The organism is Telluribacter sp. (genome assembly GCF_035998675.1).
Lineage (GTDB): Bacteria > Bacteroidota > Bacteroidia > Cytophagales > Spirosomataceae > Telluribacter.
In genome coordinates this window covers 1-26940 of the sequence record NZ_DASYHI010000024.1, presented here as the reverse complement: position 1 = coordinate 26940, position 26940 = coordinate 1, and the positions used below count along the sequence as shown (strand labels likewise).

Genomic DNA, 26940 nt, shown 5'->3' with positions numbered 1-26940 from the left:
ATTCGCCCACGAAATCAGTAGCTTACATGGATAGTGGCTCCCTTCATACACTAAAGCCACAGCTCTTGGACCTCGTCCTGCTGGTACACCTTCAGACTTTATTTTTAGCATAGCCTGAAATATGTGTTCTCTACGGATATTATTAGGTATTGGCATATATTAGCTAATTTTCAGTTTTTATCTGCCTTAGGGCTTTACCTATTTCCTCGGCAATTGGTCTAAACTCACCCTCTGTAAAGAAATTAGACTTTGAATTATTACACCAATAGCAACACCATACAACGTTATGGAGGTTGTCGTAAGGCTGATAGGGATCTTTCCTATCTAGTTCAAGACGCTTACCCCGTTTTCCTCCTCTTGTAGCATCTGGCCGTAAACCATTGCGCTGCATCTGATATAACTGATAGCTTTTATCGTTACTTATTCCACAGTAATGGCAGCCCTGATTAAAGACATCTATATCAAACCACTTTACAAAATCTTTAAAAGTAGCGTTGACAAACCCTTGAGTTATTTTTCCAGTCTTTTTATCCACCTTTTGCTTCTTCGATTTGAAGATTTTATTTAGTTCAGCTGTTGTCATCCTTCAAAAGTTTTTTCATTTTCTCCGTCAGAAAGTAGCCTCCAGTTTTGGGAGCACCTTTAAATTTAATGATGTTAGCTTCTCTGGCTATTTTCAGGTAGCGTTCCACGGTTCTGCGTGACTTTGCCGTTTCGGTTGTGAGTTGTTTGGTATTGATTCCTTCACTCTTATGAATCAGAGCTACCAGTTTTGCTACTTCCTTTTTTACACCGTCATTTACACCGTCAAAAATAGGATTTATACCGCCATTTACACCGTCATTAGGGGCGTTTACAGTATCATTTAGTGCTGCTATAACAGTCTCGATGAATTCATCACCACCAGTTTTTTCGCTCTCAGCCTTTTTTTCTTCCACTCCCGGCAGCGGAATACGCACCTTGAAAACAGGCCCTTCTATGAACTCAGGTTTACCCGCATCAGAATAGGCTTTCAGATACCGGTTGATGTTCAGAACGCCGGAACCCAGCTCTTCCACCCGGCCCAGCTGTATGAAAAACTTGACGATAGTAGGGTTCTTGGGAAAAGGTACAAACCGCTGGGGGTCAATGGGGCCGTAGCCGTGGGGATTGTTAGCATTCTCGGTTTCCAGCACTCCCTTTCTGATGATGAAGGTACAGGGGTGCGCACTGGTGTACTCCCGGTGTACGATCAGGTTGGCTACTACTTCCCGGAATATCTTACTCCGCAGACTGACGCGCTGAACACCTTCCAGATAAAAGGGGTCGGGCAGGTGTTTGGCTACGAAATTCATCAGCAGGTCGTAGGCGTCAATGAGGTTGGTCTGGATGTACAGGCGGTCGTCGTAGCGGTGTACGTCCTCCCGGCGCACGAGGGCGTCAATCTTGTAGTGGGGTAGGATGCTCTGTATTACTTCGTCCTTGCCCAGAAGTAGGGCTGCAGCCAGCGTATAACCTTCGTTCTGGGTCTGATAATCACGTTTCCACAGCCCAGCCCTTTCCAGCAACAGTTCGTTGGTGAGGGTGAGCCAGGGGTGGCTGGGATGATGGCTGCTGATCAGGTTTCGGATTTTGGGAAACAGCTCCTCCTTAAAATCAGAAAAGCGCAGGCCGGGGTACACGCTATTTTCGGTGTAGTGCGTACGCTTACGGTTGTGAATGTCGGCGATCTGGGCGGGTTGCTGTACCCGAAAGTCGCCGTCGTTGCTGCGGTCGTATACCACGCCCGCCGAGCGGTGTACCTGTGAGCTGGCGGGTACCTGAATATGTACTATTGTTCTGCCATCCACCTGGTATGTCTGCGGGTGTAAGATATGGGGTGGGTCTAGTTTCTGGGGGTTATTAGAAAGGTTAACCAGGTTATCAACCATAGCCCGGAGCGACGACTCCGCCACGCCTATTACCTGCCCATGGTCGTTGACACCCAGTAGTATATCACCACCCTCGCGGTTGAGCATAGCGCATATGGTCTCGAACAGGTTGCGGGGAAGCTCCGTAGCGGATTCCTTGTATTCGAGCCGGATGTTCTCGTACTGACCAAGAAGACGTAAGGTACGATCTAGCCCTGAATTATTATTCATAATTCTATTTGCACTCGTTGAGGACTCTTGCCCGTGGCCTTTTCAATCAATTGTAGCAGAAGTTCCTTTCTGGCTGCAATGAATGAGTCGAAATCATCATTCAGTAGAGGCTGAACAGGGATCTTATGTGATTCAAGTATAGAGTAGATTTGCTCCTCTGGGAGTGCTGAGTGCCGTCTCACCGCCTCCATATATTGTGATGGGGCGCGGCCTCCAATTATTCGATTGGTCCTTGGAGATAGAGGTGTTTTGTTGAGTATACTATTACATACATCTTCTGAAATACCGTTATCCTCGCACCACTTCTGCGGGAAAATATGATGTATATCTATCGCATCATCAAAATAGTTTGCATACTCTACTTCAACTCCTGTTATAAAGTCCCTGGCTCCAACCTGCATTTGTAATATGTAAAGTCCTTTGTAAGCGGCACTATTACGAGTTTTAAGTGTCAATAGCCTGTCTTCGGCAAAATAGGAATCTCTAATGGTTGTAGGCTCATCTCCACCGTTGATCCAGTCTACCACTTCGACGGCATCTTTGGCAAAACGTGTTTCATTAGCACCACCATAAAGCTCGCCAAGTACTCCATTCCAGTACCATTTCAGAATTTTTTGTTTGACTCCCTCTGATTCAGCCTTCACACCAAGGCGGCCAATAATAACAGCCAGAGGAACTAGTTGCGTAGAGTAAGGCAAATCGCGGCTTTTGAAAACTTTGTTCCTGAACAAGAGCCTACCTGCTTTTATAAATGCCTCCATGGCTATATCACTCCATTGAAGATAGACATCAAGAGAGATTTTAAGAACATCTTTCTTTTTACAGCTCACGGCCGAAAGGCTTTCAGGTGGAATGCCCTGTGCTATTTGTTGTTCTTTACGCTCAATGGAAGCAAAAAGAGCGATAGCCTGTAATATTTCGTTACTACCTACCCCACTAAGTACATCTTGTTTCCGAAGTTCTTTTACCTTGTTAGCCCAATCATCCCGTAGATTGAAATCATCAGCTGCGTAGGTGGCTGTAAGAAGTTCAAATACGTTTAGAGCTACTCCACCAGTATTAACCTTCTCAAAAACCTGGCAGACAGCTTCTTTGGGATTGTGCTTAAACAGCTTTATTACAGGTAGTTGGTAGGTTTCAAAACGTTTAATGACTTGCGTTTGGAATTTCTGGAATAGCTGGATTTTCTCCTGATTATATCCCCAATACTGCATATATTTATTAAACCATTCTGTACTTCGGAGGATATGATTTACGGGAAAAACAAGCTCCCGGAACTCATCTTCCTCCGTAACGAAGGTTCTATCAATGGTCCTTCCAAAATTGCTGGTAACTTTCTTTTCTTCGGGGATAGAAATAATTGCATCTGCAATATCTTCCTGTTCATTAGCCGCTTTTTGAATATCCAGGTAGTACCAGCGCTTGATGCTTTTCTTTTTCGTATCCACCGTCTCCACTACCTTGTCAGTAGCTAAGGTTTGAAAGAGGGTAGTGAGCCTCTGCTGACCGTCCAGAATAAAGAACTCAGGCTCCCGACCATTCTGCGCTCCCGTAATAGGCCTCGGCTTGAACCTCACGTCCGGATTGCCCGTTTCAAGGAGCATAATAGCCCCAATGGGATAAGAAACGGCAATACTTGCCAGTAGCCCCTGGATACGTTCATCGTCCCAAACCCAGCCCCTTTGGAAATCGGGGAGCTGTGTCTTGCCATCAGCAATGTCTCTTAGAATGTCATTCAGCGGCTTTCTTGTGGAATCAAAGGTTTCCTGAATCATTTATTTATTGAAGAAGGGTTGTTGATAGTTTTTGATCTTAGGGTGACATCGAGTGAAATAAATCAGGCATTAGCCTGTCGTATATTATACCATTGCCTACCATGAGGGGTATCTAACCAGTTAAATAGCGCCCTTTCAACAACTAAACGGGTCACTCCTGGAGTATTATTAGCTACTGCATCTAAGTCGCTGATGTAACTATTGTATAATTCAACTTTTCTTCTTTCACCCGGAGGTAGTAGGGTTTTTCCATACAAGAGCATTGAAATTCTTTCATCGAGAATGGGTAAGTTCTCCCCCCAGAAAAATAAATGCTTTGTAGCGAATGAAAGTCCAACCTGTGCCATTAGTAGTAGACTGCGAAGTGCCTCATTGTTATTAATGTTAACCATAGTTACTGCTTCTCTATAAGAATCTATATCGAAGTTTCCCTGAAAGCCTTGGCCTCGTGTAAATACTCCTCGTCCTGTATTTCCTCCCCATAACTGGATGCGTATAAATATCTTTACCAGTAGATCATCATCAGGTGTAAGACGATACATATCTATCATCTGGATCAGTGAATCATTTATGGTCTGTACCATTTTATTTTGCCATATAATATTTCCATTTGGCTTCCATGCGGGAGCGAGATCCTCTAAGTAGTTGCCAAGCCCACAGTTGATGATAGTGCTGTACGCGGCAATTAAGGTAGTGCTGGTACGGCTCAATGGACCATGCACAAACGGAATATCCGGATAGGCGAATTGCCCTACTTGCAGTTGCTGGATAGCAGTAAGGTCATTGAAATTAACACGCATATTTTGAGAAGGCTAAGATGACAGACATAAGGGTTATTTACTTTTAATCACAGCAGTTCCAGTTGCGCGCTACCTTTCTTTACTTTTCCCTTCTTCACCACTGGCTTCTGCTGCTCCCGCCCGGACCGGATGCGCTCGAGCAGTACGCTGGCGGGTTCATCCGTAGGGTCTTGTGGGACGAGTTTACCCTCGAAGGCTTTTTTGAGGATGCTCTGCCGCAGGGCCTCGGCTTGTTGCAGGCTCTGGCTGATGCTCTCTTCTATCTTGTCGCACACGGACAAGCGACTTTCAATTTCGGCGACGATGCGGGTTTGTTCTTCGAGTGGAGCAAGGGGAACAGGGAAACTTTTCAAGTCATCCAAGGTTAATCCAGCTTTAACGGCACCTTTTTGGTTCTTATTCAAATGATAATGTGCACCAGACTTCGAAATGATCCAGTACCCTACAAATTTTTTATTAAAGCCTTCTTTTGGTCGACATAAACACACATGCTGATTCACAAATGCATTATCAAGTTTAGATGCAATAGCAAACATTCCAAGGTATCCGGTAATTGAAAAAAGGAAGTCTCCTTCCTGAACTTTTGTTCTAATTCCTTCTGAATTTTGGGGAGGATTTACATACTGTATTTTTTCTGGCCGAAGGTCTATATCCAGAGTATCAAAATTCAAATTCGTAATCCTTATGAAAATAGCACCTGAATCCGCATAATATTTAGCCCAGCCTCTTGACCCACTTGTAACAAATTTGAATAACTCATTACTTTTTACCCACTTCCACCCCTCCGGCAATTCACCTTCTTTCACATCTACATTCGTCAATTTTCCCTCGAAGGCCCATTTGAGAACGGCCTGCCGGTACACTTTAAGCTGCTGCTGGGCGGTTTTGAGGCTTTCGATACCCTTGTCCAGGCTGCTGAATAGTTCTTCTATTTTGGCTACGATGCGGTGCTGCTCGGGGAGGGGAGGAAGGGGGATTGAATAACTCTGTAAGAATTGCTTTGGAACACGCCTTTGTCCAACCGCACCAGTCATATTTTGTGCCGCTATCTGACGAGTTCTTTCTTGTACCAAAAAGTAAAACAAGAATTTATTAAGTGACGCCCCATTGCATCTGAACACATGGAACTCTGTTGACCCAAGAGCGATACCATTTTTTAATGAATGAACAACAGCAATTTTACCATTCTCCATGCAGGGGGTAATCTTTGCAAATATCACATCTCCATTGATCATCGGGGTATACCCCTTCTTCACATTGGCATATTTTCTTATTTCATCCAAATGAATATAATTAGAGACCTCTTCTACATTCTTCATTGGCAAGAAACTTACCTCTAAATCATCATCAATAGTGTCAAACGGAAGCTTTGGATTTATAGCAGAGACTTCTATTATTTCTACACTGGCCCACCCTACTGGTAAATCAACACTCATTGAATAAAAGTTTAAAATATAGATAGTTGTAATTCTTTTTTTGGATAAAATACGCCGGTAATAACAAAAGGATTGCGAGCACGGCGACGGTGCCATTCCTTAGTAGTCCCCAAAAAAAGATATATTTCTTTTTCTGTTCTGAATAGACTATCGTACTTTTCTTTAACCTTTTCAATTGCTTGGGCAGGATTACCACCACTATTCCTTAGACAATTCCAATACAACGCTCCAATTTCCCAATCTTCTATCATAAGTCGTGCATTCACCCCCTCATCATCCTGAAATTTGTAGTAAAACTTGAACGGAACTTTAGGAAAAGCTTTTTTTGGTTCACTACCGTCATTGAAGAGTGAAAGTTGGTTTTGCAATTTTGACCACACTTCTTTCCAGTCACTCGTATCTTCCTGTACTTCAAACTTAGTAATTACAGTAGGTTTAAAGACTGCTAAAGATGTGTTGCGAGGGTCCCTTGAATCTTGGACTAATTGTCTAAGATTCGTATACACGTTTTTTAAGCAATATTCTTTACGATGGTGCCAGTTATGTTGAGTACCAATATGCTCTCCAACTACCAAATCATTAAATTTATAATCAGCAGGAGAAAAGCTTTCAGGTCTAAAGTCATCAGTCCTACGAATAAGATCTAATTCTATCCAGGTGTACTTTGTATTTTGAACTACACCCGCTTTCTTCAAACCTGTCAAAAAACTCAGAACCTGTTTAAAAATGCTTAATCATTCGGTTGATGCTTGACAAATAGACGAATGCTTCGTGTGATTTAACGCCACATTCATAGTCTTTACTGAGGCGTCTCGACCAGTTCATCCAAGCGAAAGTTCGTTCTACTTTCCATCGCATGGGTATGATCTGAAAGCCACCTAGCTCATTTACTTTGACCACTTCTAGAATATAACCATAAGACTTTCTCATCCAACTTGCTAACTTCTTACCGTAAGCACTGTCGGCCAAGATCTTGCTTAGTCGGTCAAAACCTTGCTGCGCTAAACGGCTGACCACCTGCCGCGCTGCCGGGCTATCATGAATGTTAGCAGCATGAACGACAACGACTAACACCAATCCTAGTGTATCTACAACGATATGCCGCTTGCGGCCATTGACCTTCTTATATCCATCATAGCCTTTGGGCCATACACCCCATTCGCTACTTTTAACACTTTGAGAATCAATCATACCTACGCTAGGTGAGGCTTCTCGATTAGCTTTCTTTCGCCTTCGCTCAACCAGGGCTTTATTAAGCTTTTCCCAAGTACCATCATTACACCACTTCCAGAAATAGTAGTAGCACAAGGGCCAAGGTGGTAGATCGTTCGGCATTTGACGCCACTGGATACCTGTTTTAGTAATATAAAGCAGTGCGTTGAAAATTGATCGTAACGAATATTTGCGTTTTCGCTTGTCAGCAAGGATTTCCTGGATAACTTGCCAGGCGGAATCAGTCAGGTCTGTGGGGTACATCTTTGGTCGGATTAACCCACAAGATAGGCTGATTCTGCCTTTTTTGACCCTTTATACCTTATTTTTAAACAGGTTCTCAGAGGCACAGGGTAAATTCTTATCCATGAACCATCTTCTAAAATACCAGCCGTACAGACTAATTCATCATAACTCCGGGAAGGCAGTGGATAGGTAGTTACTGTTAGTAAAACTTTCTTTCGTACAATCATCAGGAGCGAATTAATGAAGGTAAATCTATATGTGTTTAAGTGAGAAGTGGAATTCCGGTAACTGAGAAATAGCCTCTGCAAGATGACTACGATGACACTGGCAGCTCTGCGCCTCAAAGCAAGTAAGTGCTACCCGTTGGTATTTAGTTAAGAGATTAATGATAAATTGCTGTGTATCAGTAGTCTTTGGGACTATTGTACGTTTGTAGTTTTCAAATAATATATCATAGTCTGATTGGTTATTCAATTCTTTACGCTGATCACTTTCAATCCCTACCTCGGGTAAATGATAAAACAGAATACTTACTCCCTCGCAAGCATTTTTTAACTGGGCTTTACTAAAACCAAATTTCATGCTGAACGAGTTTTTACGCACATCACATAGCACTTTTATATCTAACTGAATAAGTTTATTTAAATAACCTTCTAAGCTAATACCTTCATATCCAATGGTATATAGGCAGTATTCGTCATTTTTAGGAGTTTGACCTTGTACCGCAGCAAGTTCAATACTGTTTAGTATCTTAGAAGCTATTACACTATTGATAGCGTAGTAAGGATACTTTTTGTAAGTAATTGAGATAAGTTCGTCGGTGGAACTTGATTCGTATAAAAGTCTAACTGCATTTAAAATTTCATTATCTCTTTTTTTTAAAGTTGTTGTAAAATCTTCGTTAGTTACCTTCTTCCAACTCTCTTCTTGTTTACTTACCAATCCATATTTGGCTAATGTAAATAAATCGGCATTTGCTTGAAAAGAGAAACAACCGAATTTGTATGGTACAAATTCATAGTCAGGGGATTTCTGTAATTGAGAAAATAGAAAAAGTAGTTTTTGTAATTGTACCCTTTCTAGCCGGTTGTCAAAGACCTGCAATAGCGAGAGTAATATTTTCCTTCTGTAGTACATTATTGTTTTTTAGTTGAATCATTAATCCTACTACGCAGCCGATGCCTCGTTTAGTTCATTAATAATCATTTCCATATCCTCACCAAAGAGCTGCCACATGCGGCCCCGTCCACCTTTGGCGTCGAAGGGCGTGTAGTCCAGGTCGTCGGTATCTACGTGTACCGAGGTGGTGATCTGGTCGCGGAGCATGTAGAGCCAGTCCATCTGCTCTTTGGTGAACTTCAAAGTACCCGCCTGCTTGCGGAACAGCCACTGCTGGAAGTTACGGTCTACTGTGCGGTCATAAGGCGTCAGTACGTCGTCAATCCCCGCTACGCGACGGATGAGTGCCACCAGCGCCACCAATTCGTTTTTGGGTTGCCCGCTCACGCTTTCCAGCTGACTGTACGCCTGCCACACCCGCAACGGTGCCAGGGTAGGCTTGTCGGCCAGAAGGGTTTCCACCAGGTCTTTCACCATGGCAAAGGTCAGTTCGCGCCGCCGGTAGGGTTGGTCGTAAAAGAGCTGTAAGGCCACGATCTCATCGCGGTGTCCCTCGATCCATTTCTCAAAAGACATAATGGTTTCCTGCGCTTTGGCGGCGTTGTCTTTCTCCCAACCTACGTTGAGTACCTCGTCGGGGTTGAGCAGGTCTATTTTCTGCTCGTGGGCCTTGCGCACATTTTCGATGTACTCGTTGAGTTCACCCGTAAACACCCGCGCTGCCTCATTGCGTAGCTGGTCCAGCTGCTGGTTTATGGCTGCCTCCGTTACAGCCGGAGCTTCGCCCGCCTGTTCAACCCGCACCTGTTGCTCAATGGCTTCCACGGTATCGGGATTGAAGGCATTTAACAGGTTTTTGACGACCTGCGCTAAGGTAAGTCCACCGGCTTTTTCGGCAAAGAGATTCTTTTCCTTTTCGGTAATTTGTTTGTCCAGGCGGGTCAGGCGATTGGCCAGGGAGGTAAACAAATCTTCGTCGCGGGCTCCCACGGCTACCGCGCCCAGCAGGTCTTTGAGGGCTATGCCGGGCTTCTTTTCGAGCGGGCGACTGTCGGTCTTCAGGCTGCGGGTCACGCCAATGGCGTCCACGATCACAAAGTGGTCCTTGGTCAGCCGGGCCGAAGGGGATACCTTCTTCAGGTCGTCAAAGTTAATGACCCGGGTACCCCGGCCTTTCATCTGCTCAAAGTAATTGCGACTCTTGACGTCACGCATAAAGAGCAGGCATTCCAGCGGCTTTACGTCGGTACCCGTCGCAATCATGTCTACCGTCACGGCTATGCGCGGGTGGTAGTCGTTACGGAACTGCGCCAGTACCGACTTGGGGTCTTCGGAAGCTTTGTAGGTGACTTTCTTGCAGAAGCGGTTCTCTTCGTTGAATACTTCCCGCACCGTCTGGATAATATCATCAGCGTGGCTGTCAGTCTTCGCGAAGATCAGCGTTTTGGGTACTTCAAACTCGCCTTTTTTGTCATAGCGGTCGGGGAACATGACCGGCAGATGCTCCTTAAACGTAGCAATAACTTTGCGGATCTGATTGGGATTAACAATGTCTTTGTCGAGTTGCTGAGAAGAGTAGTTTTCGTCTTCGTCCTGCAACTCGAGGCGTTTTTTCCGACTCAGGCGTTCGCGGTGCTCCACGTACTCACCTTTCCAGAGCGTAGCGCCCTGCCGGGTCACTTTGGTTTCGATCAAATACACATCGTAGCCTACGTTGACGCCATCGGCCACGGCCATTTCGTGCGAGTATTCCGAGACCATATTCTGCCGGAAGTAGGCGATGGTACGGGCGTCGGGCGTGGCGGTGAGTCCTACCTGAAAAGCATCAAAGTAATCAAGTACCTGCATCCATAAATTGTAGATGCTGCGGTGGCACTCGTCAATGACAATGAAGTCGAAGTATTCAATGGGTAGCTTTTCGTTGTACTCCACCGGAGGTACTTCCCGTGGCTGCCACTTTTCGTTGGGATTTTCTTCTTCGGCGCTCTCTTCCAGGTCCTGTCCTTTAAGGACGGCGTACAATCGTTGAATGGTACTGATGTATACCTGGTTATCGTCGGGAATGTGTTTGGATTTAAGCCGGTGTACACCGTACAGTTCCGTAAATTTTCGGTTGTCGTCGTTGGGCAGGAACGACATGAACTCCTGCTCAGCCTGCTCGCCCAAGTTTTTGGTATCTACCAGAAAGAGTATCTTCTTGGTCTGGGTGTATTTGAGCAGGCGGTAGATAAACGTAATAGCTGTAAAGGTCTTACCCGAACCCGTGGCCATCTGGATCAGCGAGCGAGGTTTGTTGTTCCTGAACGATTGTTCCAGATTGGTAATGGCGTTGATCTGGCAGTCGCGCAGGCCTTCAGTAGGTAGTATAGTCAGGTCCAGCAGGGAGGCACGCAGAGACTTAGGCTTTTTGAGCCAGCCGCGCAGGGTTTCCGGGCGGTGAAAACAGAAAACCGCTCTACCGCGTGGCTTCGGATCACAGAAGTCGGTAAACGAAGTGACTTTACCGGTACTTACATATACGAAGGGGAGCGGGTCGTTGTTGAGGTACTTAAGCTTCGCCGAAGCGTACTCTTCGGCCTGGTCCTCGTGCACAGTTAGCCGGAAGCCCTCATCCTCCCGCTTGGCTTCGATCACGCCTACGGGTTTACCCTCTACAAACAGCACGTAGTCGGCCGGTCCCACGTCCGTCTGGTACTCTCGCACCGCTACCCCCACTCCCTCATGAAGATTAATGCGTGTTTTGCTTTGAATAATCCACCCACAGGCGGTGAGCTGCTTGTCAATGTGGTCCCGGGCTACCTGCTCGGGGTTCTGGTTTAGGATCATGGAGGAGAGTCGTGTGTAAAGTGTGGGTATTCAGGCGGTACTGGTAGCATGAGTACGCAATAGTGGAAGCGAGTACCGGGAAACAAGGTACTCAGGGATTGGCTAAAAGTCAAAAAATAGTTGGTAGAAGAATCTCGGACATATTAGGACCTTCAAAATACCTTATAGCTTCCTTTTCCCTAATATAGCTCATGTATGATATATTATATTCTCCGGAACAAGGGAGACGCTCTTGATACCGTCGGCTAACGGCCTCGGAAACTTTACTAAACAATAGTTGGATCTTACTTTTTTTGAAACTTAATCCATATAAAGGCTCCACCAGCAACATTCTCTACTTCTAAAACTTTAACTGTTTCGTTTGGCTTGATTACTCCAACTGCTTTAGTATTCTGCCATCCGCTAACTTCATTATACTCAATTACACCTACTCTCGCATTAACGTGAACCACAGCCTTGACAGAGTCACCTGGCATAGGTAAGCGAGTTTGGCCAGCTTGATTATCGAAGTTTCTTTCAACCCATTCATTATCGTACATAATACCATAGTAAGCATAAGCAATTTCAGGATATTTGCTTATTTTATTGAAATATATTTTCCGCTTATCCTTTACAAACGGTGAAGGGCTCTTGCTAGTAGAGTGATTTTTAAGTATGTTACTTGAATCCGCTCTAATTTTTTCTTGATTTGTTTGATTGGCTGCAAAAACACTAGTTAGAGATACTGAATCTACTTTTGTATTTTGTTCTATTTGTTTTAACTGATTTTTTTTAGACAAAATTGTTTTGAAAGTATCTAGTTGGGCTGCCGACTCTTCGGCCGTCTTTAGTTGTTTAAAAAAAATGAAATATGACGATACGACTATTAATATCATCATTGGAATAGTAAATGCTAAGTATCGTACTTGTTTTTTCTTTTGTTGATATTTGGTTTCGGAGATATAGCGTTCTTTTTCATTTAGCTCCTCTATTAATTTGATATTTTTAGAGACAAGTGTTTCGAGCTCATTCTTATTAGAGTTTTTAAAATTGTCAATAGTTATAGGTACTTCCGCATACTCTTGCATATACCTTCCCCTTTCTTCCATATGTAATGAAGACTTAAAGCTTTTTACCTCCCCATTCGTAATGTATTCAGTAAGACGAATGTGTGGCATGAGAATCCTTTTAGGATCGTTAGGGTCATCAACAATAGTGGCTAGAATTTCTTCATATCCATAATATGAAACATAAGGTATCTCAACATTGCTCCAATAACTTTCAGTGTCGCTTATATTATTTAATAAACTATTAAAAGTTTCGCGTGCATATTTTTGTCTAATCTCTAACTTTGATAACTCCGCTTGTTCAACGCGTGTTGGAATAGGTAATATATTATAATTATTTGAAGTAGAGCTAGTATCTAAGGCCTTTCGTGCAGTAAGAGAAGATTGAGTAACTGCATGTGCTCCATTGATACTTTGATTGTTATACGTAAAGAATACAACCAATGTATCTGGAATTTGTACTGTACATATACCTGCAGTATCGCTAACGCCAGTTCGACTATCTATCAAAATATAATCATATTCGCTGCGCATGTGGCTTTTTACTTCTTCAATGAAAAGTCCTCCACCAAGTCTTTCATAAAAGTTCTTCCAGTCGAAGGAGTTAACTCTAGTTGCATAACTGGAATTTTGCCTACCCGCTGGTATTAAATCTATTCTTCCAAAGGGACCGAAATTGTAGTTGATAGATAATGCGTACTGCGTGATATCAGAGTATAGCTTATACCAATCAGCGTCCTGCTCAGAAGAGGGTTGGGGACTTACGGCAAGGTCAGCATAATTTATAATGAAGTCAATAAGACCATCTGAATACCTCAAATCTTTATCTATTAAAAAAGGACGAAAGTATCTATGTAAGCCTGGAGCTTCGAGATCCCAATCAAGAATAAGTACTCGTTTTTGATTAGCTGCTAGTATCCAAGCGACATTTGCAAGAGCCATAGATCTTCCTGTACCGCCCTTGTATGAGTAGAAGGTGATTATTTTACCTTGTGAATTTGAATCATTCATTTCTCTTAGGCAGTATAGAAATTGTTATTGATAACAGGCTTCGCTATCCCACCTGATATAACTTTACTTATTGGAGCCCTTTTGTGCATTTCGGATCTAAGGTTTACCAAGGTATCTATTATAGATATACTTAGTTCTTCGGAAGAACAAATTGAATGTCTGTAATATATTGGGTTTTTCCATATGTTAGCTCTAATGTCAAATGTTGCTCTAAGCGTTTGCTCAATCTCTGCCCTATGTCTGACAATATCTGGATCGTTCTCGTTCCAGGTTACAAGTATGCTGTAGTTTATAAGAGGCCTTCCTCTGTCCAATTGTCTTAATATATCTTGATATTGAAGATTCCAATTAACCGTCCAACTGTCTATAATGAAAATAACTATTTTTCCTTCCGAATATGCTTGCTCAACCTCATTTACTAAGTTTCTATTTAGATTGAGCTCATCACAAAAAAAATTTATGTCTTCTGCTGATACTAGATGTTGAACATAAGGGCCGATGCATCGCATGCCAGGAAATGGTCTCCAATCTCGGCCTCCTATTTCACGGTACAAGTCAGCTGCCTCTGCGGCTCTGTTGTTTCCAAAATTCCTTGGATCTTCGGCAACGAAAACAAATCGAACATGCTTTGCAAATTGAATTTCATTATTAGTGTTGAAATTAGCTATTGGCTGGTCTATGTTGTTAGGAAAAGCTTGAAGTGTATTTTGTAATCTTGGAAATGGGGCTAGCTTAGGTAACTCATATCTATTTGCAGATTCAATGATTTCGTTGGATAACTTATCAATATAGTCAATATACAAACTTTTGTATTCAACATTCTTTTGTAAAATGTACTTTAGCCCTTTTCTATTGTGGATGTCATCTGGGTTGCCAATATAATATTGTATATCTTCTACAACTGGATTATCTATTGGCTGTAATAATGGTATCCATACAATTGGCTTTATTACTGGAGGGAGTGGTGCTAATTGATTTTGAACAAGGTACCCTGTGCGGCGATCTTGGAATATTTGCCACTCCTTACCGCAATAAGAGCTTTTAAAATATCCGGGTGAGTAGAGGCATATCATTACCTTTGAATTTTGAAGGGCTTGTTCAATTACGGCTTCCCACTCGGCTCCTAGCTCCACATCTCTTTCATCAATGAAACCAACCTCCTTGCCTTTTTCAGCCCCTACTTTTTCACGTACGGAATCAGACAAGTCATTAAATAACTTAATCAAATATGGGCTATGGTTTCCTCGCGTATAGCTAAAAAAGAAATAGTATTCCATTATTGTTCATAAAGTTTAGCAGTGATATGTATTCTTTGTTATTTATAGCAGTTTTGCAGTTATATGCTTTTGTTGCAATAAATAAAATTAATTCAGCTCTTTTACATTGATTACCACAGTTTTCGCTCCGCGAGCTTGGGCCTGCATAACCATATGCTCAGTTCCACCTCCGGCATCACCTGGCTTTCCATCCCATAGAGCAATCAAAGTCATACACTCGCCACCGTTAGCCAGTGCTTTGTGGAGCATCCACAGGTTGTTTCTTTCCCAGATGGAGTAGCTAGGCTTCTTTTTAAGCCAGTTTGGCAGTTCCTTAGTCTCAGAGAGTGTTTCTCTGCACTTTTCCCTACTATGATAAATAGCATCAAATCGTTCTACCCACTGTGGCCCCGCAAACTGCACCGATTCATTAAGAAACTGATCACGGGGCAAGGCGAGTAGTAGTTGAGTGGGTATACCCAGCTCCTGGCATACTTCATGAAAGAGGATGTCGCCACCACAGGCTCCACCGGCCAGACCAAGAAGCTGGCATTCTACTTTCTCTTGCTCCTGCTTGACCTTCTCGAAAATAGCCTGTCTGGCATTGGCTTCTTTTTCAACAGGAAAACGTGGATCCGGATTACCAGCCTGATCTACCCGTCCTTCCTTATCGATCATATGCCCCGTAAACAACAAGAAATGAGTCTCAGGTGCCGAAGGTGACGTTGGAAATACATTCAAGGCGGCCTCTACGTTAGCAGAGAGTACTCCCAATTCCTTGTAAATAAGCAACTGCCGCCGAGCCGAATCCAAATTGAAGTCAATCAAGCTTTTAATAGCCATTTCATATAGCAGCCTAACACGCTCAGGGCGACTTTCTATCATGCAGCTTACATCCGCCAGAGCAATCAATAGCCAGGGATCCTCTTTCCCTGAGTACTCTGAACGCTTTTCAGCAGCCTCTATGGAACCCTTCACCATCCTCCCTAGCTCTTTCTGGCGATCCTTGTATTGATTAAGAGCTAGCTGGGCCTTTTCAGTACTCTCGAAATCTATTTCCCACGTGCCAGGTTGTAATTCAGCCAGAGCAATCATCACAGAGAGCAGACCAAGCGCATTCCCTCCGGAATAGTAGTGGTTCAAATCTTCTGTAAAGCCTCGTTCATAGTACTCATAGGCTTTTCTAAGAAAAGGGGATGTGAGAGCAGCCACTTGCTTCTCATGCGTAGTAGGCTTAGAAGACCAGGAGGCCATCCAGTGACCTTTGGTGTTACGGGCCAGGAGAGCATAGACCTCAGCCTTTCTATTTTGTTCCAGACTAGCAGCGGTATTTAGTAAATGTGTTACAGCCTGATCACACAGTGCCAGGTATTTCAGCTGTTGTACCTGTGAAGGAGCAGCTTCTGCTAAGCGGTTATAGATGGTACTAAGACGATCATTCGCCTCCCGATCATGAGGAATACGTCTCAGTATCTGCTCCCAGGTCTGTCTGGCTCCTTCGTATCCTTTAAGCCGGAACTGCCCTTCCCCAATCAGACGTAAGGCAGGTACTTCCCAGGCAAATCCTCTGACCTCTTCGGTTAACAAAGCCAGACGATCCGTTTGCCTTATTCGGATATAGAACTGGACCTCCTTCCTGAAATCTTCCGGAATAATTAGATACTTCTCGGTGTCTCTAGCCTTTAGCCAAGGCAGCACCTTAAAGACAGGGCTGTCCTGCCTATCAGCTATTAGTGTATCTTTTAAGGCTCTAATCAAGTCGGATAGAGCAGCAGCAGGATCTTCTTTTTCGTAAGAAATGTATCTGTAGCCTAAAATATCAAAGGGAGTTTCTGCCAGTCCAGGACATTTAAGCAGAATTGTCTTCTTGTCTCTGAAAGCATGCCGTATACCCAGTTCATAAAACGCATTGGCATTATGAATGGTGATATCAGCAATGACTACATCCGCCAGTAGGAGAAGCGAAAACATGTCTTCTCTGATGTCTCCTGCTTCAAAGATTTTACCCGTTGTGCCACCTAGTAGATTAACAGCTTCCAGCGCAGGAGCGATCAATTCCTTCTCTACTAGATCAAAGTCAATGGTTACCGTAGTGAAATCACCAGTTGCTTTATCACGCTTGGTAACCTCTTTGGTACCAAAGGGGCGAACAATAAAAGCCTGAAATGTCATAGATTAGACGAATGGTCCAAGGTGACTGATCTCAACCTGCTTAGCGGCTGCTTTTCCTACCTGCCGAAGCTGAGGTAGGAACTTAATGGAGTCCAGCTGTCGAACGTCCTGCGATTTTATATGAGGAAGTTCCAGATCATCAAGCCCCTCCTGACTCAGATCAACATTATACCGTATGTAACGAAACAGGCGCTTTGGCCGCTTAGGATCGGCTATGGCATCTTCTGGTAGCACCAGGTCTCCTAATTCCCGATCTATCGGGGCGCCATAGGCACAGCAACCGAAAGTGCGGCAATTAATATCCTGATCTACCTGGCTGGCGTACATTAAATTATCAGGTAAAGATTTCAAAGTATTTATAAAGTTGCCATAGACACCTGGGGTGGGAGAAGCTCCCGTCCCAACGGATACCAGTAGTAATTTGTCTTCCCCCGTCTTCCACTCCAGCTTATACGCCGGATGGGTGGCCATTTTCAAAAGAAGAAAAGCGGGATTATTGTAAGGCGTTACGCCGCCATCTACGAAAACAAAGGTTTTCTCCGGGTCATCAGGATCCCATTGAAGTGTTTCGGGTGGGAAATAAGCCGGAGCGGCCGTGCTAGCCCTAACTAGCTGGTAGAGCTTGATTTTGAGGTTGCAGTCAGGACGGTTAGGCTCGTTGTACTTAGCAAAAGGATTATTAGTGATAGGCCAGGGAGAGTCAGTTGAGCGGTTCATGGTAACAACCAGAAGTAATGATTTGAACTCGCCATTCGTTAGAAATAGATCCGTTCCACTACCAAAAGTTGTTTTTAACTCTTTGGTCAGATTCTTATCATTATAGAAATTATGTCCCCAGTTGGCCAAGAAAGCCTTATCAAACATTGCCTCTCCTTTCGCCACATAAAAATCAATTAGTTTCTGAACAGACATTCCAAGACTGAGGCCAGCGGCTATGATGGCGCCGGTACTGGTCCCGGCGATATAGTCGAAGTAGTCAGCTAAGCGGAAATCATCTCCTTTTTTCAGCTCTTGCTTGAGCTGCTTTTCTAATTCCAGTAGAATCTCGAGGGTTATCATTCCACGTATACCACCTCCGTCCAAGGCTAGGAGTTTACGTTGGCGCTGTTCGGTAGCATATCTGCTAGCTAGTGTACCCCAGGTTGGTTGTTTCATAGTAATTGTGGTTATTAAGAAAATAGTTGCTTCAATTTAAAAAACATATTCTCCATTAAGCTAATAGATCCGTACATTTTATCAAGTGGTAGTTAACTTATTTATCTAGTTTACTTATTTTCGGTATTACAATACTTCCTTAACCTATTATACCACATATTAGAACTACCAACCTCTTATGTCCGCAATGCGTAGTGAATCCAATTCGGATAATTTCCCCCCTCTTAAAGTTTTTATATCCTACTCTCATAAGGATAGAGAAGTAAAAAGAGAGCTGGAGAACTATCTGGCTTCATACAAAGATCAGCTTGTTATACTCTCAGATGATCTGGTTTCGTCTGGGAGCAATTGGGAGCAGGCCATCAAAGATCTGCGTAGTGAGACTGACGTCTTTTTATTGCTGGTATCTGAGAGCTATTTGTCCTCAACGCCAGTTAATAAATTAGAGCTACCCCATATAGTGGATAGAAGTACAAAGTCATTTGCATATACTATACCTGTAATCCTTCAACAGTGTAACTGGCAACAGAAAGACTTTTCGAAGTTTCAGTCTTTACCGAAGTCGGGACCCCCCCTTGAACACAGTGAATCTAAAGATGCAGCTTATTATGAAGTAGTGGACGCACTACTTTCCATTAGACAGCTGAAGTTGAACAGCTATGCATCTAAGCTTATTAGTGAGGCCAAGGAAACAAGAAGTGAGTCATTGGAGCTTAGTGGTTGCGATTTACAAAGGATTCCCTGGGATCTTCTTGAGATGAGTTGGATTAAGGCTCTTTACTTAAATAAGAATAGTATCAAAAAGATTGAGAATCTTGAAAGGCTGGAGAATTTAGAGCTACTAGAATTAGCTCAAAATGAAATAGAGCATATTTCTGGTCTGGACAGGTTAAAAAATCTTCGCTTTTTAGACCTTGAATATAATAAAATAAAGTCTGTTGAAAATTTAGATAGTAACATAAGTCTAACTATGCTAGGCTTATCCTCTAACGCAATTGAGAGCCTGGCGGGTATTTCTCAATTAAAACAGCTTAAAACGCTCTATATAGGCCACAATAAGCTTCGTTCAATTCAGGAACTTTCCGATCTTCCCCAGTTGGATCGCGTTACATTGACGAATAACAAGATAAAATCTATAAAACCTTTATTAGGGCATATCAGGAAGGGCTTGAATGTAGCTCTTCACTACTCTTATAATGAAGATGAAAAAGGTATTTTTATAAAAGACAATCCTACGCTGGCCGAGCCATCAGTAGAGGTAATCCAGCAGGGACGCGACGCAATCCTTAAATATTTTGGTGATGCTGATACCTATGGTACTAAGAAGCTTGAAATTCTCAAGCTGATCTTGGTGGGCAATAGTAGAGTTGGAAAGACTAATTTAAGTGAGTTCCTTCGAGGACAAGCCCTAACTCCTATACATAATTCTACTCACCTGCTGGACATTCAACCCTGGGATGCTACTTTTCTAACTACCGAAAGTGGCAAGCCCATGAGAGTCAATATTTTTGATTTTGGAGGGCAGGACTATTACCATGACTCCCACCGGATGTACTATTCACATGATACGGCCTACATTCTACTTTGGGATACTGTAACTAATAAATACTCAGAGGAACAGGAGAAAGGGGAGCCATTGAGCGAGAATTTTCTATACGAAAACTTTCCTCTGGAATACTGGCTAGAATCTATCCGATATAACCTTACTGATAAGTTTCGGCATGACTTCTCCAATGGTAGCCGAAGCAAATCATTGAGCAAAGGACTAATAAGTTCAGCTCCTGTCCTGGTACTTCAGAATAAGATTGATATTGCTGAAGGTGCGCTTAATCAATGTATACTAGTAGGAGAGTACGAAAATGTATCCCTTTTCTTCAATGTATCTCTCAGAACAGGAAAGCGCGTAAAGATCCTGTTTGATGTACTTAGTGATTATCTAAACTCTTTAAATCTTTCGGGACGAGAGCTAATTGATTATGAATATCGGATCATAGAAGACTATCTATCTCATCCCCGCTCTTTTAAAGTTGTCACTCTGGATGAGTTCCGGGAAGAGTGCATACGGATTGTCGATCAAGAAAACATAGATTTTAATCTGGATAATGCTAAGATCATTGCTGAAATCCTTAACTCAATTGGAGTCTTGTTTTACAGTAGCTTAGGTTCAAATGGAATAATTTACACTGATATTAGGCGGTTGAACGAGCTGATTAAAGAGGTAATGGATGTAGCCAAAAAAGGCAGCGAGAATGGCATATTCAGATTAAGTCAGGTACAATATATTCCTAATATTGATGAGATTCTGCAGCTGCTGGTAAAAAATAAGTCAATCATTCCTATTAGCGGTACTGAATACCTTGCTCCCCAGTTTCTGCCGGTCAAACCGAGCGCCTCTATTGCTTTCTTCCTGCACGCTTTTACCTATTACCAGGTCCAGTTCGTGTATAAAGCTTACTTTCATAAGACGCTATTACTGTCTCTTTTTGCTGAATACCTAAGTAGTACCCTTGCTGGCACCGATGCTAACGTTACAGGTCTTCCTTTTTGGCGCAATGGTATCATCATCAGCGAAGGCGAGGGACCGAATCGAAAAATGGTATATGTAGAATTTGAAAAAACGGAAGCGGTAGGCCTTATTAAGCTGAAGACTATATCCCCATATAGTAAAACTGGCCTGGAAAGGAAGGTAGAAAATTCAATTGAAAAGCTTAGTCAGGGCTGGACCTATTGCAAGGAGGTTTCCGTGAATGGCGTTGATTTTTTTGAGGAAAAAGATTTACAACATAAAGCCGAACTTGGACAGTATGAGATTGCGGCTACTAGTGGTAGAGTTTATAATATAAATGATTTCAAGCACATTGTAGATTTTAAGAGTCTCCCCAGTAAACTCTTTATTTCCTATTCCTCTCGTAATGCTGAGTTCATCAAACGCTTTGTGACGCACCTGGAGATCCTGAGGGCTTCTGGACAGATTGTTCCTTGGTATGACCGTATGATCGAATCAGGCACCAGATGGGATGATACCATTCGGGCAGAAATGAAAAACGCTGATGTCGTTGTCTTTCTATTAAGCCCTGATTTCCTGGCCACAGAGTATATCATGAAGACGGAGATTCCACTGGCTATTGAGCAAATGAAGAATGAGAGGTCCAAATTCTTTTTTATTGAACTTCAGCCCTGCGGCTGGAAACGGACGATTCTTTCCGAATTTCAACAAACAGATGATCCGAACCAGGCTGGCAAGAATATAATCAGCATTGGCAACCCGGAAAATGATGCTCAGTGGAACCTGGTAGTAGATGAGCTGGAAAAGAAAATAGCTGAAAAAAGAAATTCTGGGTGATTCATTTGATAGGTGCAAAGGATCCTTATCAGTAGCGTTGAAATTTTTATACATAACCTTTACTACTCTACCTTTTTAGCCAATGCAAACCCTCCATTTACATTCTTCCGGAGCGGACGTAGTTCTGCTACAGGAAAAACTAAAAGCCCTAGGTTTTAATCCAGGAAGGATTGATGGTGACTTTGGGCCTGGTACAGAAGCCGCTGTTATTGCATTTCAGAAGAGTGAAGGCCTTTTGGCTGATGGTGTTGTAGGCACTAAGACACTCCTGGCATTAGGCTTTTCACCTGCACCTGGTGCTGTCAGGGCTGATTCAGTGCTACCTCATATAACTGTAAGCTCAGTATCAAAGCTGTTCCCCTTTACCCCCCTTGATAACATTAAGAAGCACCTTCCTATAGTGCTGAACGCACTTAAAGAGAAGGAGATTGATGATAGAAATATGGTTCTTATGGCTCTGGCTACCATTAGTGCTGAAACGGCAAGTTTTAAACCGATAGACGAAGGCAAATCCCGCTTCAATACTTCGCCCGGAGGCCGGCCTTTTGATCTATACGACTTCCGGCGTGATTTGGGTAATCAGGGGCCGCCGGACGGCGAAAGATTTAAAGGGAGGGGCTTTATTCAACTTACAGGCCGAAGTAATTATAAGAATATTGGTAATAAGTTAGATATTGATCTAATCGAAGATCCTGCAGTGGCTAACAAACCAACTGTCGCGGCCCAGGTACTGGCTGTCTTTTTAAAAGATAAAGAACTAGCTATCCGGGAGGCATTACTCGAAAATGACCTTCGGCAGGCACGTCGGCTTGTCAATGGGGGTAGTCATGGGCTGGATGTTTTTACTACTACTTATCGAACTGGTGAAAACTTGTTGACGCAGGTGATCCAGGTGACACTTGTTAAGGAGCTACACTGAGTAAAAAGACTTGTTTCTGTTGAAATAGCAGCTACAGATTCTCAACATCAGTACTTCTTGGAGCTACATTATTTTTGTCTTAACTGTTTTATAAAACAAAGCTAAACATGCCAGTAATATGCAGCTAATGAGTGCTTTGTGTTGACCTCCCCCCGGCAAACGAGACAGCTGAAAACTAGAGATTTTTGGTGGCAAAAACAGGTTAAAAACGTAATTTGTCACTATGAAAAAGTCAAAATTCACAGAAGCCCAAATAGCATTTGCGCTCAGGCAATCTGAAACCGGTTCACGCGTTGAAGAGATCTGCCGTCAGATGGGTGTCTCTCAAGCCACCTTCTTCAACCGCGCAGACGGCCCTGTGGAAGAAGAAGTATGGCGGAATGGGTATTCCTGAGCTCCGTAAACTACGGCAGCTAGAAGCGGACGCCGCGCGGAAGAAAATGCACAGTTAAAAAAACTTGTGGCGGAATGGTCTGCCACCGCGGCTCAGCCTGGATAAGCAGATGCTGCAAGACGTCATTAAAAAAAAGTTGTGAGACCGTCATATAAGAAAGAAATGGCCCATTGGCTAGTATCTAATTATCGGGTTTCCAAAGGGCCTGCCGCTGTGTGAAGTTGGTCAAAGCTATGTATTATTATAAACATCATCGTCGTGATGACACTTTGCTGGCGATGCGAATTGAAAGAAATAGCTAATACCAGGGTCAGCTATGGCTTTCTGCGTATTTTTGTGCTGTTGAGAAGAGAAGGTTTCAGCGACAAGTGCACTGGCACCCCGGCATAAGCGTATGTACTGTGTTTACACGGCCTATGGACTGAATTTACGTACAAAGAGGCCCAGACAAAGTCGTAGTGCAGAGCACCGACTGGAACGCCTGGATACTCAAGGTATAAACAAGGTATGGAGCGGTCCGCCGCGCGGCATGGCTTTCGTCCAAGATGCACTCTTTAGCGGTGAGCGATTTCGGGTCTTAAATGTAGTGGATAATTTTATAGGGCCGCCTAGCCGTAAAGTCTGTTATGGATTATTGCTTGGAAAATCGCTACAAGGAGTCGACGTAGTTACCGAATTGAGCAGGATCTGCTTGGTAGAAGGCTGTTTTCCTGAGCGTATTCAATATGATAACGGCAGTAAATTTATTTCAAAGGAAATGGATTTGTGGGCCTATTCCAATGGCGTGACTTTAGACTTCACAAGGCCTGGTAAACCTAGCAGATAATGCGTATGTTGAATCATTTAACGGGAAATTCAGAGGCGAACGCCTTCCGGTTAATTAGTTCTTGTCCCGAGACATTGCCCGAGAAAAAATCATAGATTTTCAATGTGAGACAATCACTTAAAACTGCAGCGCGCATCCAAAGATTTAACACCCAGTGAATTGGTTAATCTACATTATGATACACAGTGAACTTTAACCGACTAGATACTTGGGAGAGCCACCATTAACACCTAATTATCTAAAAGTTCAAGTTAACACTCCTGAACCAGCCTTATAATGGAAAAGAGAAAGATATTTCTTGCATCGTCTTCGGAGCTGAAAGATGATAGGCAGCAATTTGAGATTTTTATCAGCAGGAAGAAAGGGGAATGGCATGATAAAGGGATCTTTCTTGAATTGATATTATGTGAAGATTTCTTAGATGCTGTTTCCCAAACTAGATTGCAGGATGAATATAATAAAGCGATAAAGGAAAGTGACATCTTCCTAATGCTTTTCTGTACTAAGGTTGGAAAGTATACAGAGGAAGAGTTTGATACTGCATTCAAGGAATTTAAAGCTAATAATAAGCCTTTCATCTTCACCTACTTTAAGGATGCGCCTACCAGCACGGGAAGTGCCATTAAAAAGGATATGATTAGTATGTGGGCATTCCAGGAGAAACTTGATCAGCTAGGACACTTCTATACAAGATATAAAAACACGGAGGAGCTACAACTAAATTTTAGTCAACAGCTAGAAAAGCTATGGGCGAACGATTCTATAGAATTCAAAACAATTTTAGATAAAGTTGTGAACGAGAAAGGAGCTGCCAGACTTCCCAAAGAATTGACTCTTACCATTCCTAAAACAGATCCTGATGATATTGTAGGGAGGGAGAAAGACCTGGAAGGGCTGCATGAGCTACTATATAATAAACAAAAAGTAGTGGTTGTGAACGGTTTGGGAGGTATTGGTAAAACGACTCTGGCACAAGCCTACCTGTGCAAGTACTACCAAGACTATCAGCACATTGCCTGGATCACCCAAAGCTCAGAAAATATAGCCATTGACTTTATCAACGATAGTGGCCTGATCAGCCTGCTTCCCGCTACTACTACTAATGTAGAGCCAGAGCTACTATTTGAGGAGATCATCAGGAAGATGAAAGCCATAGCTGAGAAACCTAATCTTCTTGTTATTGACAACGGAGAGCATTCTCTGGGAAAGTACCGGAACAAACTGCCCAGACAGCCCCAGTGGCATCTGCTGATCACTTCACGTGAGGAGATAACTGGCTTTCATCCAATGCCGCTAGACTTTCTAAGTAAGGCGAAGGCCATAGAGCTGTTCCGAAAGCATTATTCGCTACAGAAGCTAACGGATCAGGATATAGAAGAACTGGTGGAACTGGTGGATTATCATACTTTGACCATAGAGATATTAGCCAAGACAGCCAAGGTGCAGCGTTATGACCTATCAAGGCTCAAAGTAGCTATTGAGCAGGATTTGAAAGCTAATATAGAAGTTTACTATAGTGGGGAGCAAAGCAGGATAGAGAAGGTAGGCTCTTATTTAGGTACAGTGTTTAATTTAAGTAAGCTCAAAGATGAAGAGCTGTGGTTGTTGAAGCAGTTTACTTGTCTTCCCTCCGACTTTCTTAATTTTGGTCTACTGGAAGAGCTTCTGAAAGATGAACAAAGTCTTTACCATGATAGCTTTGCGGAAACACTATCGTTTCTGGGGCAGAAGGGGTGGCTCCTCTACAACAGCATCGCAGATAACTATAAGATGCACCGCATCATTGCAGAAGTAGTAAAGAAGCAGCATCCGGTTTGTACAGATGATGTTCCATCTCTCATTGAAGCCCTGACGCAAAAGTTATATATAGATCACAATAAAGACAACCCTGTTGATAAGTTTATCTGGGCACCTTTTGGTACCACTCTACTAAATAATGTTCAGGAAAGTGATGCTGCTAACATAGTAGAGCTTCAGATAAATCTAGCCCGAGTACTTAAGTATTTGGGCGAGTATCAAGAGGCGAAAGAGCTGCTGGAAAAGGCCGTGCTGACAAAGGAGAAGCATTTTGGCAAAGACCATCCTGAGACTGCTGCTAGCTATCATAGTCTGGCCCTAGTGTTTCGAGTACTGGGCGACTATCAAGAGGCGAAAGAGCTGCTGGAAAAGGCCGTGCTGACAAACGAGAAGCATTTTGGCAAAGACCATCCTGAGACTGCTGCTAGCTATCATAGTTTAGCTAATGTACTTCGAGTATTGGGCGAGTATCAAGAGGCGAAAGAGCTGCTGGAAAAGGCCGTGCTGACAAAGGAGAAGCATTTTGGCAAAGACCATCCTGAGACCGCAAAAAGCTATCATAGTCTGGCCCTAGTGCTTCGAGAACTGGGCGAATATGAAGAAGCAAAGGAACTGCTGGAAAAGGCCGTGCGGTTATATGAAAAGCAATTTGGCAAAGACCATCCTTCTACCGCAAAAAGCTATCATAGTCTAGCCCTAGTATTAAAAAATCTGGGCGAGTATCAAGAGGCAAAGGAACTGCTGGAAAAGGCCGTGCTAACAAAGGAGAAGCATTTTGGCAAAGACCATCCTGAGACTGCTGCTAGCTATCAAAATCTAGCACGAGTGCTTAAAAATCTGGGCGAGTATCAGCAGTCGAAAAAGTTGCTGGAAAAGGCCGTACGGTTATATGAAAAGCATTTTGGCAAAGATCATCCTGAGACCGCAAAAAGCTATCAAAGCTTAGCCCTAGTGCTTAAAAATCTGGGCGAGTATCAGCAGTCGAAAAAGTTGCTGGAAAAGGCCGTGCTAACAAAGGAGAAGCATTTTGGCAAAGACCATCCTGAGACTGCTACTAGCTATCAAAATCTAGCACGAGTGCTTAAAAATCTGGGCGAGTATGAAGATGCCCTAGCCTTTTCATGGAAGGCATTTACCGTTTATAACAAAACACTGCCTGAGGGACATCCTAGTAGAGAAACAGCACATAATAATTATCAGCTTCTGAAAGATTTAGTTGAAAACTATAAATAATTCATGTAGTAGAAAAGGTAAAGACATTATAACATTATTTCGAAGCTGTAAAGTAAACTGTGTAACTTTCTTCTATTGACCAATAAAGGCTTCCCGCTTTGGCTGGAGCCTATTGGAGTGGTCCAATTAAGGTTTACAGTCAACTCTCTTGTTTAGAATAATATTCCTGTTCAAATATCAATGGGCATTGGTAGCCCAAAGACGAATGCCGACGAATACAATTATAATACATTTCAATATATTCAAAGATTTCC

17 protein-coding genes and 1 pseudogene are annotated in these 26940 nt (G+C 43.0%); 4 read left to right on the top strand and 14 right to left on the bottom strand.

Annotated features, from left to right (window positions below; translation table 11 throughout):
• Positions 1-163: 163 nt before the first annotated feature.
• The 13 genes from VGN67_RS21775 to VGN67_RS21715 form a co-directional block, all read right to left on the bottom strand.
• Positions 164-583, bottom strand: coding sequence for a hypothetical protein (locus VGN67_RS21775; RefSeq protein ID WP_327489119.1), 420 nt, complete (start codon positions 581-583; stop codon positions 164-166).
• Entirely contained in the window at positions 570-2120 is a 1551-nt protein-coding gene (locus VGN67_RS21770) for an RNA-binding domain-containing protein (RefSeq protein WP_327489117.1), read from the bottom strand. The genes VGN67_RS21775 and VGN67_RS21770 overlap by 14 nt, the downstream gene beginning before the upstream one ends.
• A complete protein-coding gene (locus VGN67_RS21765) occupies positions 2117-3895 on the bottom strand; it encodes a GmrSD restriction endonuclease domain-containing protein (protein ID WP_327489115.1) in 1779 nt (592 codons plus the stop codon). The genes VGN67_RS21770 and VGN67_RS21765 overlap by 4 nt, the downstream gene beginning before the upstream one ends.
• A 62-nt stretch (positions 3896-3957) precedes the next feature.
• Positions 3958-4695 (bottom strand): hypothetical protein, encoded by a 738-nt coding sequence (locus VGN67_RS21760; RefSeq protein ID WP_327489113.1) that lies wholly within the window; start codon positions 4693-4695, stop codon positions 3958-3960.
• Between the two features lie 47 nt (positions 4696-4742).
• Positions 4743-6131 (bottom strand): restriction endonuclease subunit S, encoded by a 1389-nt coding sequence (locus VGN67_RS21755; protein WP_327489111.1) that lies wholly within the window; start codon positions 6129-6131, stop codon positions 4743-4745.
• 11 nt (positions 6132-6142) lie between these two features.
• A complete protein-coding gene (locus VGN67_RS21750) occupies positions 6143-6835 on the bottom strand; it encodes a hypothetical protein (RefSeq protein WP_327489109.1) in 693 nt (230 codons plus the stop codon).
• 16 nt (positions 6836-6851) lie between these two features.
• Complete coding sequence (locus tag VGN67_RS21745) at positions 6852-7607, bottom strand: IS5 family transposase (protein ID WP_327489107.1); 756 nt, start codon at positions 7605-7607, stop codon at positions 6852-6854.
• A 234-nt stretch (positions 7608-7841) separates the two neighbouring features.
• Positions 7842-8726, bottom strand: coding sequence for a DUF488 family protein (locus tag VGN67_RS21740; protein WP_327489105.1), 885 nt, complete (start codon positions 8724-8726; stop codon positions 7842-7844).
• A 30-nt stretch (positions 8727-8756) separates the two neighbouring features.
• On the bottom strand, positions 8757-11534 hold the full coding sequence (locus VGN67_RS21735) for a DEAD/DEAH box helicase family protein (protein ID WP_327489103.1): 2778 nt from the start codon (positions 11532-11534) through the stop codon (positions 8757-8759).
• 284 nt (positions 11535-11818) lie between these two features.
• A complete protein-coding gene (locus VGN67_RS21730) occupies positions 11819-13591 on the bottom strand; it encodes a tyrosine-protein kinase family protein (protein WP_327489101.1) in 1773 nt (590 codons plus the stop codon).
• A gap of 5 nt (positions 13592-13596) precedes the next feature.
• Entirely contained in the window at positions 13597-14868 is a 1272-nt protein-coding gene (locus tag VGN67_RS21725) for a toll/interleukin-1 receptor domain-containing protein (protein WP_327489099.1), read from the bottom strand.
• 87 nt (positions 14869-14955) lie between these two features.
• Positions 14956-17019: a tetratricopeptide repeat-containing protein gene (locus VGN67_RS21720; protein ID WP_327489097.1), complete on the bottom strand. Its 2064-nt coding sequence runs from the start codon at positions 17017-17019 to the stop codon at positions 14956-14958.
• Between the two features lie 3 nt (positions 17020-17022).
• Positions 17023-18174, bottom strand: coding sequence for a patatin-like phospholipase family protein (locus tag VGN67_RS21715; protein ID WP_327489095.1), 1152 nt, complete (start codon positions 18172-18174; stop codon positions 17023-17025).
• A 178-nt stretch (positions 18175-18352) separates the two neighbouring features.
• Between VGN67_RS21715 and VGN67_RS21710 the strand changes: the two genes are divergently transcribed.
• The 4 genes and pseudogenes from VGN67_RS21710 (at position 18353) to VGN67_RS21695 (ending at position 26686) form a co-directional block, all read left to right on the top strand.
• Positions 18353-21517 (top strand): TIR domain-containing protein, encoded by a 3165-nt coding sequence (locus VGN67_RS21710; RefSeq protein WP_327489093.1) that lies wholly within the window; start codon positions 18353-18355, stop codon positions 21515-21517.
• A gap of 82 nt (positions 21518-21599) precedes the next feature.
• Entirely contained in the window at positions 21600-22436 is an 837-nt protein-coding gene (locus tag VGN67_RS21705; RefSeq protein ID WP_327489091.1) for a peptidoglycan-binding protein, read from the top strand.
• Between the two features lie 223 nt (positions 22437-22659).
• Positions 22660-23845, top strand: a pseudogene (locus VGN67_RS24595) (IS3 family transposase).
• A gap of 87 nt (positions 23846-23932) precedes the next feature.
• Positions 23933-26686 (top strand): tetratricopeptide repeat protein, encoded by a 2754-nt coding sequence (locus VGN67_RS21695; protein WP_327489087.1) that lies wholly within the window; start codon positions 23933-23935, stop codon positions 26684-26686.
• A gap of 139 nt (positions 26687-26825) precedes the next feature.
• Here the strand turns inward: VGN67_RS21695 and VGN67_RS21690 are convergent, their stop codons facing one another.
• Positions 26826-26936: a hypothetical protein gene (locus tag VGN67_RS21690; RefSeq protein ID WP_414717282.1), complete on the bottom strand. Its 111-nt coding sequence runs from the start codon at positions 26934-26936 to the stop codon at positions 26826-26828.
• Positions 26937-26940 lie beyond the last annotated feature (4 nt).